This window comes from uncultured Chitinophaga sp., from assembly GCF_902168175.1.
In the GTDB taxonomy this organism is placed as follows: Bacteria; Bacteroidota; Bacteroidia; order Chitinophagales; family Chitinophagaceae; genus Chitinophaga.
The window spans coordinates 226706-245415 of record NZ_CABHOU010000025.1 but is presented as its reverse complement, the minus strand read 5'-3'; the positions used below and the strand labels follow the sequence as shown (position 1 = coordinate 245415).

17 protein-coding genes are annotated in these 18710 nt (G+C 47.6%); 11 read left to right on the top strand and 6 right to left on the bottom strand.

Annotated features, from left to right (window positions below):
• The first annotated feature begins 2 nt into the window (after nt 1–2).
• The 7 genes from QZT80_RS04410 (at nt 3) to QZT80_RS04380 (ending at nt 5130) form a co-directional block, all read left to right on the top strand.
• Nucleotides 3–542: an RNA methyltransferase gene (locus QZT80_RS04410; RefSeq protein ID WP_367112852.1), complete on the top strand. Its 540-nt coding sequence runs from the start codon at nt 3–5 to the stop codon at nt 540–542.
• A 43-nt stretch (nt 543–585) separates the two neighbouring features.
• Entirely contained in the window at nt 586–1464 is an 879-nt protein-coding gene (locus QZT80_RS04405) for a UbiA-like polyprenyltransferase (protein WP_295118224.1), read from the top strand.
• 25 nt (nt 1465–1489) lie between these two features.
• On the top strand, nt 1490–1912 hold the full coding sequence (gene ruvX / locus QZT80_RS04400) for a Holliday junction resolvase RuvX (protein WP_295118221.1): 423 nt from the start codon (nt 1490–1492) through the stop codon (nt 1910–1912).
• A gap of 60 nt (nt 1913–1972) precedes the next feature.
• A complete protein-coding gene (def, locus tag QZT80_RS04395; RefSeq protein WP_295118218.1) occupies nt 1973–2551 on the top strand; it encodes a peptide deformylase in 579 nt (192 codons plus the stop codon).
• A gap of 67 nt (nt 2552–2618) precedes the next feature.
• The gene (locus QZT80_RS04390; protein ID WP_295118215.1) at nt 2619–3170 is read left to right on the top strand and encodes a sigma-70 family RNA polymerase sigma factor; all 552 of its coding nucleotides are present in this window, start codon (nt 2619–2621) and stop codon (nt 3168–3170) included.
• Nucleotides 3171–3175: 5 nt separating this feature from the next.
• A complete protein-coding gene (locus QZT80_RS04385) occupies nt 3176–4054 on the top strand; it encodes an anti-sigma factor (protein WP_295118212.1) in 879 nt (292 codons plus the stop codon).
• 155 nt (nt 4055–4209) lie between these two features.
• Complete coding sequence (locus tag QZT80_RS04380) at nt 4210–5130, top strand: hypothetical protein (protein ID WP_295118210.1); 921 nt, start codon at nt 4210–4212, stop codon at nt 5128–5130.
• 140 nt (nt 5131–5270) lie between these two features.
• On the opposite strand, the gene QZT80_RS04375 is transcribed toward QZT80_RS04380, so the two are convergent.
• Both QZT80_RS04375 and QZT80_RS04370 read right to left on the bottom strand, forming a co-directional pair.
• Entirely contained in the window at nt 5271–6989 is a 1719-nt protein-coding gene (locus QZT80_RS04375) for a gliding motility-associated C-terminal domain-containing protein (RefSeq protein ID WP_295118207.1), read from the bottom strand.
• A 183-nt stretch (nt 6990–7172) separates the two neighbouring features.
• Nucleotides 7173–8228, bottom strand: a complete 1056-nt coding sequence (locus tag QZT80_RS04370; RefSeq protein WP_295118204.1) for an RluA family pseudouridine synthase — start codon at nt 8226–8228, stop codon at nt 7173–7175.
• 95 nt (nt 8229–8323) lie between these two features.
• Between QZT80_RS04370 and lipB the strand changes: the two genes are divergently transcribed.
• A complete protein-coding gene (gene lipB, locus QZT80_RS04365) occupies nt 8324–9043 on the top strand; it encodes a lipoyl(octanoyl) transferase LipB (protein WP_295118202.1) in 720 nt (239 codons plus the stop codon).
• A 568-nt stretch (nt 9044–9611) separates the two neighbouring features.
• Here lipB and QZT80_RS04360 read toward each other — a convergent pair.
• The 4 genes from QZT80_RS04360 to QZT80_RS04345 form a co-directional block, all read right to left on the bottom strand.
• Nucleotides 9612–10286, bottom strand: a complete 675-nt coding sequence (locus QZT80_RS04360) for a hypothetical protein (protein WP_295118199.1) — start codon at nt 10284–10286, stop codon at nt 9612–9614.
• Between the two features lie 115 nt (nt 10287–10401).
• Nucleotides 10402–11295: a 1-aminocyclopropane-1-carboxylate deaminase/D-cysteine desulfhydrase gene (locus QZT80_RS04355; protein ID WP_295118197.1), complete on the bottom strand. Its 894-nt coding sequence runs from the start codon at nt 11293–11295 to the stop codon at nt 10402–10404.
• 4 nt (nt 11296–11299) lie between these two features.
• Nucleotides 11300–13558, bottom strand: a complete 2259-nt coding sequence (locus tag QZT80_RS04350; protein WP_295118194.1) for a family 20 glycosylhydrolase — start codon at nt 13556–13558, stop codon at nt 11300–11302.
• A gap of 60 nt (nt 13559–13618) precedes the next feature.
• On the bottom strand, nt 13619–14950 hold the full coding sequence (locus tag QZT80_RS04345; RefSeq protein ID WP_295118191.1) for an alpha-L-fucosidase: 1332 nt from the start codon (nt 14948–14950) through the stop codon (nt 13619–13621).
• A 128-nt stretch (nt 14951–15078) separates the two neighbouring features.
• On the opposite strand from QZT80_RS04345, the gene QZT80_RS04340 reads away from it, so the two are divergent.
• From QZT80_RS04340 to QZT80_RS04330, 3 genes are all read left to right on the top strand, one after another.
• Nucleotides 15079–15981, top strand: a complete 903-nt coding sequence (locus QZT80_RS04340) for a sugar phosphate nucleotidyltransferase (protein ID WP_295118188.1) — start codon at nt 15079–15081, stop codon at nt 15979–15981.
• 15 nt (nt 15982–15996) lie between these two features.
• The gene (locus tag QZT80_RS04335; protein ID WP_295118185.1) at nt 15997–17061 is read left to right on the top strand and encodes an aminoglycoside phosphotransferase family protein; all 1065 of its coding nucleotides are present in this window, start codon (nt 15997–15999) and stop codon (nt 17059–17061) included.
• 481 nt (nt 17062–17542) lie between these two features.
• Entirely contained in the window at nt 17543–18445 is a 903-nt protein-coding gene (locus QZT80_RS04330; RefSeq protein WP_295118182.1) for a branched-chain amino acid transaminase, read from the top strand.
• Nucleotides 18446–18710: the final 265 nt, after the last annotated feature.

The window sequence follows — 18710 nt, the reverse complement described above, 5'->3', positions numbered from 1 at the left end:
GTATGCGAAAATTAAGTATGGATGAATTAGGACGTAAAACGGTGGCTGAGTTTAAAGCGGCCGACAAAACGCCCGTAGTGCTGGTGCTGGATAACGTGAGGAGCATGCACAACGTGGGTTCGGTGTTTCGCACCGCCGATGCCTTCCTGGTGCAGGGGATTGTACTTTGTGGTTATACACCTGTTCCGCCACACCGCGATATTCAGAAAACAGCGCTTGGTGCTACTGAAACTGTAGAGTGGCAGTATTTTCCCACGACCATGGAGGCCGTTACCGAATTAAAGGAGAATGGCTACGATATTTTCACCATCGAACAGGCGGCGGGCAGCCATATGCTCGATAATTTTCAGCCGGGGCGTGAAAAGCCGCTGGCGCTCGTTTTTGGTAACGAAGTAAGTGGGGTAGATGCGGAAGTAATGAAGATAGCGGACGGTTGCATCGAAATACCGCAATCGGGCATGAAACATTCGCTTAATATTTCTGTTAGCACCGGTATAGTGATCTGGGACATATTCTGCAAACTTAAGGCACAGCAAGCCTGAATTTTCATCCTGTGATATAACCCCCTGATTTAAAAAACATTAGATGATGCCTGCTACAACAACAGTCAATAATTATCTCTCACTGGTTAAATTCAGTCACACCATTTTTGCCATGCCTTTCGCTATGATCGGCTTCTTCCTGGCTACTACCACGGAGGCGAGTTCTCTGAACTGGTGGGTGTTTTTGCTGGTGATCATGTGTATGGTATTTGCCCGCAGCGCCGCCATGGCCTTTAATCGCTGGCTGGATGTGGAGATAGATAAACGTAATCCCCGCACGGCGAAACGTGAAATCCCGGCCGGTATTATTTCAGCCAACAAAGCGCTGATATTCGTAATTGTGAACGTGGTGTTGTTTATGGCTACCACCTGGTTCATCAACAAAATATGCTTTTTCCTTTCCCCGGTAGCGCTGATCGTGGTGCTGGGCTACAGTTATACCAAACGTTTCACATCACTTTGTCACCTGGTACTGGGGTTGGGCCTTTCGCTGGCTCCCGTTGGCGCCTTCCTGGCGGTTACCGGTCATTTTGCGGTATTGCCCGTATTGCTGTCGTGCCTGGTGTTGTGCTGGGTATCGGGTTTCGATATTATTTATTCGTTGCAGGATGAAGACTTTGACCGTTCGCAGCAGCTGCATTCTATTCCAGCCTGGCTGGGTAAAGCCGGAGCGCTGCGTTTTTCAGAAGTATTGCATGTAATAGCAGGTGCGCTGGTGATTACGATCGGTATACTGGGTAATTTCCACTGGTTGTACTGGATTGGCGCAGCGGTGTTTACAGGAATGCTGGTTACACAACATACACTGGTTAAACCTAACGACCTCAGTAAAGTGAATATCGCATTTATGACCACCAACGGTATTGCCAGCGTGGTATTCGGCGTATTTGCCATTGCCGATATGCTCATTATCGGCTGGTAACCCATCCACCTTAAAAGAAAGAAATATGCCGAGGATATTGGCGATAGATTACGGTAAAAAGCGCACAGGGCTGGCGGTAACCGACCCTTTACAGATTATTGCCAGCGGTTTGATCACAGTGCCTTCGCACGAACTGATACCTTACCTTAAAAAGTATTTCCAGGCCGAAGAGGTATCACTTATACTGATAGGAGAGCCCAAGAACCTCGATGGCACCGCCACGCATGGCACAGCCCTCGTGGTGGAGTGTATCCGTATCCTCAAAAAGCACTTTCCCGATATGCCCCTGAAGAAACTGGACGAGCGTTTTACCTCTAAAATGGCTTTTCAAACCATGATCGACAGCGGGTTAAAGAAAAAGGACAGGCAGAATAAGGGCCTGGTAGATGAAATTAGTGCTACCATTATATTACAGGAGTACCTGCGCTCGCAGGGAGGCGGGTTTTAAAAATATTCCCTTAAAAAAATTACTTTTGCCATTTAAATTGAAGCAGAACATCTTTTTATAATGATATTACCTATAGTAGCATACGGCCACCCGGTACTCAGAGAAGTAGCCAAAGACATTACACCGGAATACCCGGATTTGGAAAAACTCATTGCGAACATGTGGGAAACAATGTACGGTTCAAGCGGTGTTGGTTTGGCAGCCCCTCAGATCAACAGGGCTATCCGTTTGTTTGTGATCGACAGCGAGCAGATATTTGAGAATATGGAGGAAGATGAAAAAAAGGAGTACGCCGGCGAAAAGGGTGTTAAACAGGTATTTATTAACGCCCATATCGTTGATACTGATGGTGATGACTGGGCTTACAACGAAGGTTGCCTGAGCATCCCGAAAATCAGGGAAGACGTATATCGTCCTGAAACTGTACGCATCCGTTATGTGGACGAGCAATTCCAGCCCCACGAGGAAACCTTTACCGGTATTACCGCCAGGGTTATTTTCCATGAATACGACCATATCGACGGTAAATTATTTATCGACCACCTGAAGCCATTGAAGAAAAGGATGCTGAAAAGCAAGCTGGACGACATTTCCAAAGGTAAAATAAGGGTGGATTATAAGATGACTTTCCCGAAATAAAGAAAATAATATTTCATATTGTAATTTTTTTCTTTATTTTAGTAACGCTAAATTATAGACTTTTTAATTGGGATCCGCTCTAACATATACAGAAGCTGAACTGGTAGCTGGCCTTAGGGCACGCGACCAGCAGATATTCGGTTATCTATATGATCACTATGCTCCCGCATTACATGGAGTGGTCCTTAAAGTCATTAATGAGGAAACTATAGCCAGCGACATTCTCCAGGAAGTATTTTTGAAAATATGGCGCAGCATCGAAAAGTATGATGCGGAAAAGGGACGTCTGTTCACCTGGATGTTAAACATAGCGCGCAATACTGCGATAGACGCATTACGTTCCAAAGCATATAAGTTAGATCAGAAAATCCAGGACATAAGCAACGACGTATATTCACATACGAGTCAATTAACAGTAAACCCGTCAGTGGATCATCTTGGCCTTGTTAAAGTATTGGAGAGGCTTAACAAGGAGCAACGAGTAATTATAGATCTGGCCTACTTTAAAGGATGCACCCAGGAAGAAATTGCCAAGGTGCTTGACATCCCGTTGGGTACTGTGAAAACTAGAATGCGTAATGCTATTATTCAGTTAAGAAATATATTAAAACAACAGTAAGCAAAGTGGACGTTCAACGTTACATATCATCTGGTATAATTGAGAGCTACGTAGCAGGCTCCGCATCCGAACAGGATGTTAAGGAGTTGTACGCTGCAATGGCCCAGTTCCCGGAAGTAAAAGCTGCGGTAGAAGCCTGCCAGCTTGATATGGAAGCGTACCTGGAAATTGTTGCTACTGCGCATGCAAAGCCTGTTCCCGCAGATGTGAGGAGCCGGATATTCCGCATTATTGAGGATGATGGAAATTCCAGTATTGAGTCGGTAGATGCAGTGGATGATAAACCACGTTACATTTATGACGAAACGCCGGAAACTGAAGGTACTCCTGTACGCACACTGCGTTACTGGCAGATAGGTACCGCCGCGGCCATCGTGCTTTTCCTGGCCAGTGCTGCATTTAATGTGATCTACTTAAATCGTTACGAAGAATATAAAGGCAAGTACGTTGCGTTGCTCGAAGAGAATCGCGGTGTAGTTGCACAGAACGAAATTTACCAGGCTAAATTCCAGGAGTCCGAGCGCACGCTCGCGATGATCAAGAACCCCACCACCAGGATGGTGAAAATGGGCGACGTGTCCAAACAGCATCCTGAAAGACTGGCTACGGTGTTCTGGAACGAAACTTCGCAGGAAGTGATGATTACCATCAATAACCTGCCCGAACCACAGGCCGACCAACAGTACCAGCTTTGGGCCATTATCGATGGCAAACCTGTAGATGCCGGTGTGTTCGAAATGGGAGAGTTGTCTAAAACCCTCCAGAAAATGAAAGCTGTTTCAGGGGAAGCAAAAATGTTTGCTGTTACCCTTGAGAAGAAAGGCGGCAGCCCAACCCCCACGCTCACTCAGATGTTTGTAGCCGGCAAAGTAGCTGGTTCCTGATTTTTAACATTTCTTTTAAACGTTTGCACTTCTTCGTTAGCATTGGCCAACGCCCGCTACTGTATTGCCTGTAGCCGTATTCCTGCCACTGGCCTGGAATTTGAAGATATAAGGGGCGGTCCCTGAAGGTCCGTGTAATTTCTTAAATTTGCCCGATGCGAAAAATTCTTTTCTCCCTGTTATTATTATACTGTAGCCTGCCATGTTTTGCCCAGGACACTGCGCGCTATAAAGGCATGACGGTGAACCTCGACGAAGTAGTGGTAAAAGCAAAACGATTTGGTTTTGATGTAAATGGATTTATTAAAAGGGTAGAAGAGGATACGACATTTTATATGGCTTTTAAACACCTGCGCCAGGTAAGCTTTACAGCCGATAACGACATACAGGTTTTCTCTAAAAAGAAAGAAGTAAAAGCCTCCCTTAAAAGCCATACCCGCCAGATAGTAGAAGGTGTTTGCCGGCATATGGAGGTGATCGACGAGAAAACTACGGGTGACTTTTACACGGCGAAGAAGAATTACAACTACTACACTGCCGAATTATATGCCAACCTCTTTTTTACTACCGGTAAAATATGCGATAATGGCCAGGATACTGAAAAAGGCAGGGGCAGTATGGAAAAGCATAAATCACAACTGAAACAGCTGATCTTTAATCCAGGGAAACCTATATCCGGTGTGCCTATCGTAGGAAATAAGGTAGCGATTTTTACGCCCGATGTAATGAAGCTGTATACTTTCTCCATCACTTCCCAGCAATTTAATGGTACGGATTGTTACGTGTTTTCGGCTATCCCGCGTGATAATCTGAATAAGGTAGACCGTTCGGAAATCGTGATCAATGAACTGGTAACGTTCTTTAATAAAGAAACCTGGGAGATCGTGGGTCGTAATTATTCATTGTCCTATAAAACGGTGGTGTTCGATTTTAATGTAAGGATGAAAGTGCAGATGACGAAGACGGGCGACCTTTTAGTACCCTCGCTGATCACTTACAACGGTACCTGGGATGTTCCGCTGAAGAAGCGGGAAACGGCTGATTTTACGGCTCGTTTTTACGATTTTAAGCAGTAGCAGTAATGAGGAAGATATTGGAAGGGGCGGTGTATACACCGCCCCTTTTTTGTGCCTCGCAAACCTTCGCATCCCCTGTCACAAAATCAAAAACGCCCCACCGTCCGGCAGAGCGTTTATTTATGCAGAAGTTTACATCGTTATCGTATAAGCGTAACCGTACCACGCTGGTTGTACTGCTTGCCGGTCGTACTGTCCTTATAATCAGCTATCCATACATAAGTTCCCGTAGTACAGGGTTTCCCGTTTAAGGAGCCTGTCCATGATACGGTTGGATCGGTGGTGTAAAACATCAGCTCTCCCCAGCGATTGTATATCCATAGTTTGTAATCCTGTGCCAGGCATCGGTATACGGGCCGGAAGTGGTCGTTTGTACCGTCGTTGTTCGGACTAAAACCCGTCGGGAAAAAGACGGTACAGTCGCATTGCTGCATATTTACTTCTACCGAATCGGTGGAGCGGTTACAGGTATTGTCGGCCACTATAGCGTAAATGCCGGGTGCTGTTACGGTAAAGGAGGCTACCGTACTACTGTCCTGCCACTTGTAATTTGTGCCGGCACCATTAGGGTATAAGATAAACCTGTCGAGGCGGCAAATCAATGTATCCGGACCAAGATTCACGCGCAGCGTATCGTCGTAGTTCACACGAATGGTATCGGTGGAAACACAGCGGCCGATCTGGGCACGTACATAATAGTAGCCGGGCGAATCTACGTAGAAAGTGGCCTGCTTCGATCCGTCCTGCCAGAGGTAACTGCCGGTGCCGTAGTTGGCCGTGAGTACCAGTTCTTCTCCCCGGCAAACCGTGGTATCGTTACCCAGGTTTACATCACGAAGGGGATTATAGTTCACGGCAATCGTATCGATCACATCGCAGGTGCCGAGGGCTGTATTGGTGGTAACCAGCGCCCAGTAGTTGTTGCGCGTGCTTACGTCTATGTAATTGATGTTCCTTACGCCATTACTCCATCTTACTGCTCCTGTAGCACTGGGCACATTGGCAATCAGCCTGATGGTTTCACCGGCGCATAACAGGGTGTCGGGACCGAGTGAAAATGGTTGTGGCATACCGCTGAAGTTAACCGTTATCGTATCTCTGTATACACCGCAACCAGTAACAGTGGCTTCCACCATGTAGGTGCCGCTCATGTTGTTCATCACGGTAATGGTAGGTGTGGTTTCACCGTTACTCCATAAGTAGTCGGCGTTTTGCGCGGTAGCGTCCAGTGTAATTATTTCGTCGGTGCAAAGGTTTAAGTCGGCTCCCAGGTCAAAATCGGGTACGGGGGAATAGAATACGTTGGTCGAATCGTCTGGCTGACAGCCATCGAATTTGATCCTGTAAGTGCCCATTTCTGTTACGTTGAAGCTAAGCGTGCCGGGTATCGTATCCTGCCAGGTAATAACTTCCATCCCGGTTAATGGTGTAGATGGATCTACTATTACATTGATAGCGAACGCAGTGCTGTCGCAAAGCGTAATATCCGGCGGCATGTTCACGATCTTCTTTTGTACGATCGTGATGGTTTGTGTAGTAATATCTTCTACCCCCGCGCGATAAGCACGAAGCGTTACTGTATAGGTACCGCCGGCTCTGTATACATGTCCTGCCCCCTGTTCCCTGTTGGTAGAGTCGAGCCCCAGCGAAGCCGGATCGCCAAAGTTCCATTTCACAGAGTCAATTTCATCAATGTCGTCGGTAATCCTGAACGAGATCGAATCATTAAGACAGGTAGAGCTGTAAATAAAGTTCGTAAGAAGTACCCTGGTAGCAGCTGTACGGGGGGCGGAGCGTCCCGCTGCGTACGTAAGCAGCAGTATGAGTAGGCATAGCTGGTATTTCAAAAGGCTTTTCATCAACAAGTATGGTGGCTCTAAATTAGCAGAATTATTGATATGTAGAATGTTTTCTATAAAATAATTAATAGATACAGTTGTTATGCTAATGGGGGAGCTCGCTATTAAACGGTGAAGGGGATAAATTAGTGTATGTATAGGGGGAAAGATTTATCCCGCCGGAGGCACCGGCGGGATAATATTTTAACTGCGGGCGGTCGAATAACGCCGCCACTTTTCAAGCACAGCTTTGAAGTCTTCGGGCATCTCGCTTTCAAAATGCACAGGCTGGCGGGTACGCGGGTGTATAAACCCAAGCGTACGGGCGTGCAGTGCGTGGCGCGGCATCACCTCAAAACAGTTGTCGATGAACTGTTTATACTTAGCGAACACCGTTCCTTTTACAATCCGGTTGCCGCCGTAGGAGTCGTCGTTGAACAGGGAGTGACCAATATGCTGCATATGCACCCTTATCTGGTGCGTACGGCCGGTTTCCAGCCTGCATTCGATGAGGGTTACGTAGTTATAACGTTCCAGTACTTTGTAGTGTGTAATGGCCTCTTTGCCATATTCTCCATCGGGATACGCGGTCATGATCTTACGAAAGCGCTGGTGGCGGCCAACGTGGGCTTCAACAGTACCCTCGTCCTCATCAAAATCGCCCCATGCCAGAGCTATATAGCGGCGTTGCACGGTATGCGCGGCAAACTGTTTGGCCAGGTCGTTCATGGCCTTATCGGTTTTGGCGATGGCCAGCAGTCCACTGGTATTTTTATCGATACGGTGTACCAGTCCAAACCGGGGGATGTCCGGTATGGGGGTGGTTTTATCTTCGTTCAGGTAATAAGCCAGGCCGTTCACCAGGGTGCCGGTATAGTTGCCACAACCAGGATGCACCACCAAACCCGCGGGTTTATTGATGATCATGATGTCCTCATCCTCGTAAACGATGTTCAGCGGCATCTCTTCGGGCAGCGTCTCCGTACTTTCCGGGTTCCTGTTGGAAAGTACGATGATCTTGTCCAGCGGACGGATTTTGTAATTGGATTTGATCGGTTTATCGTTCACCGATACCATTCCGTCTTCAATGGCCTGCTGAACCTTGTTGCGGGTAGCGTTCTGTATACGGGTGAGCAGGAATTTATCGATGCGGATCGGTTCCTGGCCTCTGTCTACCACCATATTGATACGCTCGTATATCTCCTCGCTGCCTTCCCCGCTTTCCAGTTCGTCTTCCAGCTCCAGCATTTCGTCGGTCATGTATGAAAATTTTTGCAAAGGTACGTAATTGTGGCGGCCCGGCCGGTGTTTGCGGATTATTAGTTAATTTTGACGCCTCAAATGAAGCAGGGTTTATGACACAGGTAAGGGTTAAGGATCTCGGGAACATAGCTTATGACACGGCCTGGAACTACCAGGAATCGTTATTGCAGCACAATGTGCGCATTAAGGCCGATAAGCGTAACCACCCCGAGGCTGTTACCGGTGAAGTGACCACTAACCACCTGCTTTTCTGCGAGCATCCACCTGTATACACCCTCGGCAAAAGCGGGCATCTCGAAAACCTGCTCATCAGCAACGAGCAATTGCAGGAAAAGGGCATCAACTTCGTTTACACCAACCGTGGCGGCGATATTACCTTTCATGGCCCCGGCCAGATCGTCGGTTACCCGGTTATTGATCTCGAATATTTTTTTACCGATATCGGCAAATACCTGCGTTACCTCGAGGAGGTGATTATCCGCACCCTGGCCGAATACGGTATTACCGCCGGCCGTTCGCCCGGCGAAACAGGCGTTTGGCTCGAACCCGGCAATCCGGCTAAAGCCCGTAAGATCTGCGCTATGGGCATCCGTTGCAGCCGCTGGGTAACCATGCACGGCTTTGCCCTCAATGTTAACACCGATCTTGGCTATTTCGGCAACATCGTCGCCTGCGGCATCGCCGATAAACAGGTGGCCTCCCTCGATAAGGAACTGGGCCGTCCGGTAGATGAGGCCGAAGTGAAAGCCCGTCTTAGCCGCCACTTCGGGGAAGTATTTGGTGCCGATATGATTTGGGAAGATATGGGGTAACCATCTTCCTCTCTCTCCTCATCCACCGTTGCGTCGCACACTTCAGCGACAGTAATACTACTGGTCAGCTTTCTAAACACGTTTTTTCATTCGCCTTAACCGGGTGGTTGCAGCGTAGCTGGGGTCACCAGTGGTTCTGTACCTACCCCCCGGGAAGGTAATAAAAACCCACGCCGGGCTTGAGGCTGGGTACAGGATTGCCCAGGGACGTAGATACTATTCTTATGATTATCAAACATATATGGTAGAAGTACCGTAGGTTAATTCTCCAGGCTTCGCCATTTGGGGGAGGCGGCCGGTTGAACGCTTTTTATACCAGGGAAAGGGCAGGGAAAGGGCAGTTTAAGGGCAGGCAAAGGGCCTGGGTGCCTCCAAGCAAGGCTTTCAGCGGCTAAAATTTCGGAGATGCCTATTCCCACTGTTGTTTCCGGGCGTTAGGAAATGCCAGTCCCGGGACTTCAAATAAACGTATATGATTGTTCAGCCCCCTTCCTGCTGCTGAAGTGTGCGACGCAACGGGGGCTTAATAGCATAGAAAAAGTCGGGTTCATCACCCGGCTCTGCTTTATTAAGATTTGTAATTAAGCGGTATGTAGAAGTTCCATTTTTCCAGCACCTTACCCTCTTCATGTATCTCGAAATTGAACCAGCCTGCATGCAGGAAAATGGCTTTTTCGATAATCAGGAATGGCTCCATTACCTGGTCTATTTCAAAAAGCGGCGCACCGTTGGCTTCGAAGAACTTAACGCTGTATTTCTTTTTAGGCGCTTCCGGGAGTTTGATGTTGATATTACCGTCGGCGGTGGTGTATACATAGTTCGATGGCTTCCATGGAATCACAACTTCTTTATCTTTTTTCTCGCCCGGCGGGTTTTTGGAAGTCATTTCCCTGATATCGCTGGCGGAGAGTTTTGTATTGGCATTGATGGTGCTGTCCTCTAAGGCCATAAAGGTTTTAGTGTACATAAAACGGCCGCTGGTAAAGGTTATAAGCAGTCGGTAAAAGTTTTTACCAGGCAGGGGCTTATTATCCACGTAGGTGGCCCGCATCGCATTAGCGTCGGCAATGTAGCCAATGGTATTGAAATTCAGCACACTGTCCAGTGAGCGCTGTACGCCTATCGACGACACGCCACGGAAGCCTGAAATGAAGTCCAGCTGAATTTTGCCGGTTTTTATAAGCGCCTGGAAATTAGGCAATACCGGCGGGTTCACTAACTGTGCCTTTGCTGTAGTGTTCAATAAAATTAGGATTCCCGCAGCGAATAGTAATCTGACAATCTGCTTCATACAATTAAAACCATTCAATCAATAAGTTGGCAAAAATACATAAGTACTCAAATATAATGAACCCTTTTTAATAGCATAGAACGCCTTCGGATAATGAAAGATTGCCCTGCAGCCCGCCTGAGTGGATACATAACACGCTATCGCCCTCAGTAATAAGCCCTTGCTCCACGAGTTTTTTCAATGCCAACATCATTTTGCCTGTGTACACACCGTCCAGCGGTATGCCCGTTTCCGTGAAAAAGCTGTTCATGAAACTGATAACCGCCGGGGTTATTTTCCCATATCCACCCTCGTGGAAGTGGTGCAGTAACTGCCAATTGCTTGTAGCGCCGGCGTTTAGCAGTCCGGCTACTTCTGTTTGCAATGACAATGCGCCTTTTAACGCACTAATCCCCCAAACCTGCTGTCCTGGCTTAGCCGCATTAATAAGTCCGGCCAAAGTAGTACCGGTACCCACCGCACATAAAATATGGCTGAAAGAGGCAGTAGGGGCGAGCGACAATATCTCTTCACAACCCTTTGCCCCCAGGGCGTTGTGGCCACCTTCGGGAATGATATAATGTTCCGGGAACATCGCTTCCCAATCGCGTTGCTCTTTGTTACTGTAATATTCACGGCTGATGAACTGCAACTCCATGCCTATCTCCCCGGCCTTTTTCAGTGTATAGCTCAGCACCGGCGGCCTTTCGCCCCGGATAATAGCTGTGCAGGGCCACTGCATTAGTTTACAGGCCACGGCCACGGCAGCCAGGTGATTGGAATACGCGCCTCCGAACGTGAGTATACGTTTTTTGCCGGCCTGCTCCGCGGCCTGCAGGTTATACTTCAGTTTAAACCATTTATTCCCCTGTATCTCAGGATGGATACGGTCTAAACGTAACATGGCCGCCTGTATGGTAGCAGGCAGCCATGTTGCTGAAAAGGATTGTAATATGTTGCTGGTGTCGAAATTCAATATCATCTTGCTACTGCGCCGTATACAGCACACTGCGCAAGTTAATACTTTGTTTGCCTTTAATGCCGGCTTGTACGCTCAGGGTTTGACCGCCCCCCGCATTAAAGTACTGTACTTTTATTTTGTGGAAGCCTTTTTTCAAGGGTGCCAGTCCTGTTTTTTCCTGTGGTGCATGCTCGCCGTCGTTAGCTACTAACAGCTCATCGCCGATGTACAGCAGCGAGCCGTCGTCGGAGTTGGTTCTGAACTCGTACAGGCCGTCGGTTTCTGCATTAAACCAACCGGTGTAGGTAATGCCATAAATGTCTTTTTTGCTGAAGCTGCGGATGTCGAAGCCAGCCATCACACCGGTGCTATCGGCCTTGGTTTTACCCAGGTCGGCAGCCCTGCGTACACGACTATTGGTAAACTCGAAATTAACGCCCTTTTTAGAAGGGTTCACGTTCTCGGCAGCCTTGTAGTCTTTACGCAGGTAAGTGGCGCTGTAAACGGCGCTTTTGCGGCCAGCCGGTGTTACTACGATGCACTTCAGCACTTTGTTGTCGATAGCGCCTAAAGCAATAGTTACCGGGGCGGTGTATACAGCGCTGGAGGTGGTAGGTTCGCTACCGTCCAGGGTGTAATAGATTTTAGCGCCTGTTACCGAAGGTTTAAGCGTAGCGGTAGTTTGTACGGTAGATGTTACACTGTTTTCGAGTCCCTCGGGTTCCGGAATGCGGAACGCAACACCTTGCCTGTCCATACGGGCCAGTTCGTCCGGCAGCCTGTTCAGGAACGATTCGTAGTTCTTTTTGCCGGCGGGCGACCAGGTGATCTCTGCCAATGCGAGTCCACGCGGATAGGTCATGTAGTCGGCCTTTTCCGGTGTTTGTATATACTCCGTCCAAACGTTGCCCTGTACACCTATGATGTACTTGTGTTCTTCTGCTGTCAGGTTGGGAGAATAAGGTTCGTAGCCATACGTTGTTTTTAATGGAAGGTACCCGCCAATGCCCATTGGCTCTGTTGCCGGAATACCCTGTAAATAATCGAGGTACAGGTAAGTATTGGGTGTCATGATCACATCGTGCTTTTGTTTGGCCGCTGCAATACCACCTGCTTCGCCTCTCCAGCTCATTACGGTGGCGTTAGGGGCTAAACCGCCTTCCAGTATTTCATCCCATCCTATAATGTTGCGGCCTTTGCTGTTCAGGTATTTTTCTACGCGGCCAATGAAGTAGCTCTGTAATTCATGTTCGTCTTTTAGCCCCAGCGCTTTAATACGCGCCTGGCATTTAGGACAGGTTTTCCAACGGTCTTTAGGACATTCGTCGCCACCAATGTGGATGTACTTGCTCGGGAACAGTGCCAGTACCTCGTCCAGCACGCCTTCCTGGAAAGCAAAAACAGAATCGTTGCCTGCACAATACACTTCGTTCATCACACCGAATGTAGTGCCTACTTTGTACGGACCGCCGGTGCAACCCAGGTAAGGGTATGCTGCCAGTGCAGCCTGTGCGTGGCCGGGCATTTCTATTTCGGGAATGATGGTGATGTAACGCGCTTCGGCATACTTCACGATATCTTTTATTTCTTCCTGTGTATAGTAACCGCCGTAAGGCTTGCCGTCGTATTCTTTACTGCGGCCGGCATGACCAATTACTGTTTCGTCGCGTTTAGACGCAACTTCCTGCAGGCGTGGGTACTTCTTGATCTCTATACGCCAGCCCTGATCTTCTGTAAGGTGCCAGTGTAACCGGTTCAATTTGTACTGTGCCATTACGTCGATGTACTTTTTAACGTAAGATGCCGGGAAGAAGTGACGTCCGCAGTCGAGCATCAGTCCGCGGTAAGCGAAGCGTGGCGCGTCTTTGATTACGACGTTCGGAATACTCAGTGATGTGCCTTTTGTGAGCGGCACAAGCTGTTGCAGTGTTTGAATACCATAATATAAACCGGCGCCATTTCCCTTTAGGGTGATGCTTTTGCTGGTTACGGTAAGTTCATATCCTTCGGCAGGCAAGGTGGCGTCCTCAATAAAATTTACGCTGGATACAACTTTTGCATAGGGTAGTTTAAACCCGTAATTGGTTTGCAAAAACTCATTAAAAAGGCCGCCTGCTTTGCTGGCGGTAACGCTAAAACCAATGGCGCTTTTAGCGGTTAATACAAAACTTCCCGGTTTTACCTCCATCGACTGCGGAGCGGGAATAATGTTGGGGGCTGTTGACGTTTGCGCATAGGTTTGCATGCCAAACAACACCATCAACGATAAGAGTAGCTTCTTCATAGATCAATTGCTGTGTTTAATTATACATGAGTGGATTAAAAAAATGTTGTTCGCCGTTTATCAATTCAGTCCGCCTTTACCGCGATAAAGTTTAGCGGCCTTGTCCAGTTTTACTTCGAGTACGGTCATGTATTCATCCTGCACATTTTCGGGCACCGGTATGTATACCAGTCCTGGCACGGGGCTCCAGGATATTTTACCTACTATTTTATGCGTAAGGCTGGTTCCGTTGCCTACTACTTTAATACTTTGGATCTTGTTATCCAGTCCCTTGATCATTACCTGCCCGCTTACTTTGCCGGCGAGGAAAAGATATATAGCAGATGAGTCTTTTGACATGGTGGTAGGTCCGTAAAAGTGGCCCTGTGGCAGGCCGCCGATCGTACTAAAGATGGCTGCTTCGTGTTTCTTGTTCCACTTACCCAGTTCTTTCAATACATTCACCTGTTGCGGCGGAATGGTACCGTCTTCTTTCGGGCCAATGTCCAGCAGCATATTTCCGCCATTGCTGATCGCGTCGGCAAAGATAGTAATCACTTCGTACGGCGTTTTCCAATTGGTATCCTGCGGCTGATAACCCCAGTTATTGTTGATGGTCATGCACAGCTCCCACCAATGAAAATTGGGCCTTACTACCGGGAAGTTTTGTTCCGGTGTATCATAATCTCCATAACCCGTAAGGCGACCGTTGATAATGGTTTTAGGGTTATGCGATAAAAGCATTTTCCTAACATCTGTCGCTTTCCACTCATCGGCACTGCGTTCCCAGTCGCCATCAAACCACCACAGGTCCGGGTTAAAGCGGGTAGCGATTTCCGTCATCTGGCCATTGTTGAAGTCCAGGAAGTTCTGCCAGCGGGCAGGGTCTTTCTTGATATCGTAACGGCTGCTGTCTTTTAAGAAGCCGGGGTAATTGTTGTTAGTCCAGTCGAGCAGTGAGTAATACGCACCTGCTTTAATACCGTTTTTACGGATGGCGGCAAAGAAAGGCGTTAACAGGTCGCGTTTGGCGGGTGTAGCCTTGGCTACGTCCAGTTTGCCGAACTTTGTATCCCATAAGGCTACGCCGTCGTGGTGTTTGGTAGTAATTACCGCGTACCGTGCGCCCGATTCTTTAATAAGATCGGCCCAGGCCTGCGGGTCGTAGTTCTTTGCGGTAAAGCCTTTCAGTTGCTTCATATAGTCGGCGTGACTGATTTTCCTGTTATGGAACGACCATGATTCGTCGATCCCGTTCACCGCGTAAATGCCCCAATGGATAAATATTCCCAGTTTGGCATCGGCAAACCACTGCATTTTCTCATTAATCTCCTGGGGGTCTGTTTTTTGTTGCGCCAATACGGGCTGTACCAGCTGCAACAGTATGGCTCCGGTCACAATTAATTTGTTCATCTGTTATGTTATGGTTATTTAAAATAATGTCTTCCTGGAAAAAGAATATAGATCGAAATACTTTTATGATTAAATTTAGCCCCCGATATTCAAAGATAAGCGTGAAAAATATAAACTAATATCAACAAATGCAACCTACGTTATTAATCCTTGCTGCCGGAATGGCAAGCCGTTACGGCAGTTTGAAGCAAATCCAGAAGTTTGGCCCCAGCGGAGAAACGATCGTAGATTATTCTATCTATGACGCTATTCGTGCGGGTTTTGGCAAAATCGTATTCATTATACGTAAGGAGTTTGCAGAAGAATTTAAAGAGATATTTGAACCTAAGCTGAACGGAAAGGTAGAAACAGCTTATGTTTTCCAGGAAATGGGTGCCTACATGCAGGGCTTTGATGTACCTGCCGACAGGACTAAACCCTGGGGTACCGCACACGCCGTGCTTTGCGCGAAAGATGCTATTAATGAGCCTTTTGCTGTAATCAATGCCGATGACTTTTATGGTCGTGATGCATTCGAGAAAGCCGCCGCTTTCCTGAAAGGCGATGTAAACGCCAGCACCTACGCCCTTATCGGCTACCAGCTGGGTAAAACAGTGAGCGAACACGGTTCAGTATCTCGTGGTGTTTGCCAGGTGGATGCTAACAGCAATCTCGCTTCTATTACCGAGCGTACTAAAATAGCATTGGAAGATGGTAAAATACAATTTGAGGATGCCGACGGTACTAAACATGAACTGACGCCAGATACAAGTGTTTCCATGAACTTCTTCGCTTTCCATCCTTCTGTGTTCCCGCTCAGCGAAAAGCTGTTCGCGAACTTCCTGGAAAAACACAGGAACGAAGCGAAATCTGAGTTCTTCATTCCTTTGGTGGTTGACCAGTTTATCGGCAGCGGTAACGGCGTGGTAAATGTGATCCCGACCAGCGCACAGTGGTTCGGCGTAACTTATAAGGAAGACGCTCCTGGTGTACAGGCGTCCCTTACAGCACTCGTTAACGCAGGGGAATATCCTGACAATCTCTGGAAGTAAGAACCACTTAATAGAATGGTAAATATTGTGATCGTAAAGGCCTTTGGGCTTAATGCTGCCGACTATGAGATGCAACGGTTCGGATCGGGCCACATCAATAGTACTTTCCTGTTATCTGGAAAAGACGGTAGTAAATATGTTCTGCAGAAGATCAACACGAATGTGTTTAAAGAACCCTGGGTAATTGCCAAAAACCAACGGCTGGCGGCCGATTACCTGGCCACACATTCGCCCGAATACCTCTTTATTACACCCGTTAGAACGGTGGAAGGAGAGGAGTTGTTCTTTTTTGAAGATGAATACTGGCGCCTTATTCCCTTCATAGAAGGATCGATGAGCGTAGACCAGGCCGATAATCCGAAGCAGGCTTACGAAGCAGCGAAGGAGTTTGGAAAGATGGCCCGTTTGCTGGCCGGGATCGACATGCGTCAGTTCCGTGCCACCATCCCCGACTTTCACAACCTGACGCTCCGCTACAGTGCCTTCCAGGATGCAATTCGTACAGCGCCTGAAGAAAGAAAACGGTTTTCGGAAGCGCTGATAGAAGCGTTCCTGCGGTTTTCTGATATCGCCGTTACCTTCGAAAAACTCAAAACCGATCCCGATTTCGGCGACCGCCTGATGCACCACGATACGAAGATCAATAACGTATTGCTGAAAAAAGGCAGTTTCGAAGGCCTCTGTGTATGCGACCTGGACACTTTGATGCCCGGCAAGCTCATTTCCGACCTGGGCGATATGGTGCGCACTTATGTATGCCCGGTTTCCGAGGAGGAGCAGGATTTTAGCCGCATTACCGTGCGCAACGACTACTACGAAGCGCTGATGAAAGGGTATCTGTCGGAAGTAGGCAGTACGCTTACCCAAACCGAAAAGGAACACCTTTTTTATGCCGGTAAGTTCATGATCTATATGCAGGGCATCCGCTTTTTAACGGATTACCTCAATGGAGATGTGTATTACCCGATTAAATACGCCGGGCATAACTTTAACCGGGCCCAAAACCAGCTTACCCTGTTGGAGGCACTGGTGGCAAAGGAAAAGGAGTTACAGCAGGTAATAGACCGTTGTCTTAATTAGCATCAATAAACAAGAAATACTGGCCGGCTCCGTGTACACGGAGCCGGTTTTTTATGCGGATAGTTGGAAAATGCCCTAAAAGCGTACGGTTAACAATTAAATATTCCCTATCGGATTCCCATACTTCTTTAAAAAACACCAAAGAATACCAGTTTTATTTCGTTTTTATCAAAAAACACAGCTTTGGTTGATATATTTCAAAATATTGGGCATTGTATTGTTTTTTCTGATGAAGCCCAATACATTTGTAGTGTTCACAAAAAAAGAACGATAATCTCCCATGTGGGTAAATAAAGACAATAACAAAATGAATCACATCGTACCAAAGCTCAACTGGGCTATCACATTGGTCGTGATCGTCGTTGTCATTATTAGCCACCAGCAGCATGGAGGATAACAGCGCGCGTAATAATGACTAAAGATATAGAACGCCTTCCTCCGCAAAGAGGAAGGCGTTTTTTTTTGACAAATTCCAATTTCTATGTATAGCTATTACAACGAGAACACGATTCTGTACTTCAACGGCGAGTATTTAAAAGCGTCGGAAGCAAAAATGGACCTGTACGGTCAGTCTCTCCACTACGGTTATGCCGTATTCGAAGGTTTACGCGCCTACAAAACGGAGAGCGGAGAAGTGAAGATTTTTAAGGTAGAGGAACATTTCGACCGTTTCCGCCGCAGCTGTGAGCTGATCCACATTCCTTACAAGTGGACCAACAAAGAACTGGTAGATGCCTGCTACAAAGTGCTGGAACTGAACGGCCTTGAAGAAGCTTACATCCGTCCGTTGGTATTCTGTCCGCCAAACATGACATTAAAGGCGGCTGAAGAAGCGCATGTAATGATCTGTGCATGGGAATGGGGTGCTTACCTGGGCGAGAAACTGCTCCGCGTAAAAACTTCATCTTACCAGCGTCCGAACCCGAAAGCGTTCAAAATCGAGTCTAAATCGGCTGGTTTGTACGTAAACTCCATCCTGGCTTCTCAGGAAGCTAAGGCAGAAGGCTATGATGAGGCCCTGCTGCTGGATATCAATGGTAATGTTGCAGAAGGCCCGGGTGCAAACCTGTTCTTCGAAAAAGACGGTACCATTTATACCCCGGCCCCGGGAAACATCCTGCCAGGTATTACCCGCGCCACTGTGATCGAAATTTGCGCCGAACTGGGTATTCCCCTGGTAGAGAAGTTCTTCACGATTGAAGAGCTGAAACAAGCCGAAGCCGTGTTCTATTGCGGTACAGCTGCTGAAATCGTAGGTTGGGATTCCCTCGACGGTCAGCAGTTCTCCAAACCATTCGCCCAATCTCTCGGTAAGACCATTCAGCAGGCTTACAAGGCGAAAGTTCTCGAAAAAGAATTTAAACGCGAAGCACAGGTAGCTTAATTCACTAAGCTAATTGGGTTTTCAATATAATAGTTACCACACCGCTTCCCTTACCAGGGAAGCGGTATTGGATACTATTTTCCCTTCCGGACGGCTGTATTTTACCCTCCCCGGAACCGGAAAATACCTTTCCCAAGACCTTGAACGGCGTAAAATGGAATTCATCATTTCGTTTACAGTAAAGGGTTTGGGCCGAAAATGAACTAGTTGACCACCGGGAAAGGAACAATTACAGTTTTGGAATTTGGACGCTTCAGCGGATAAC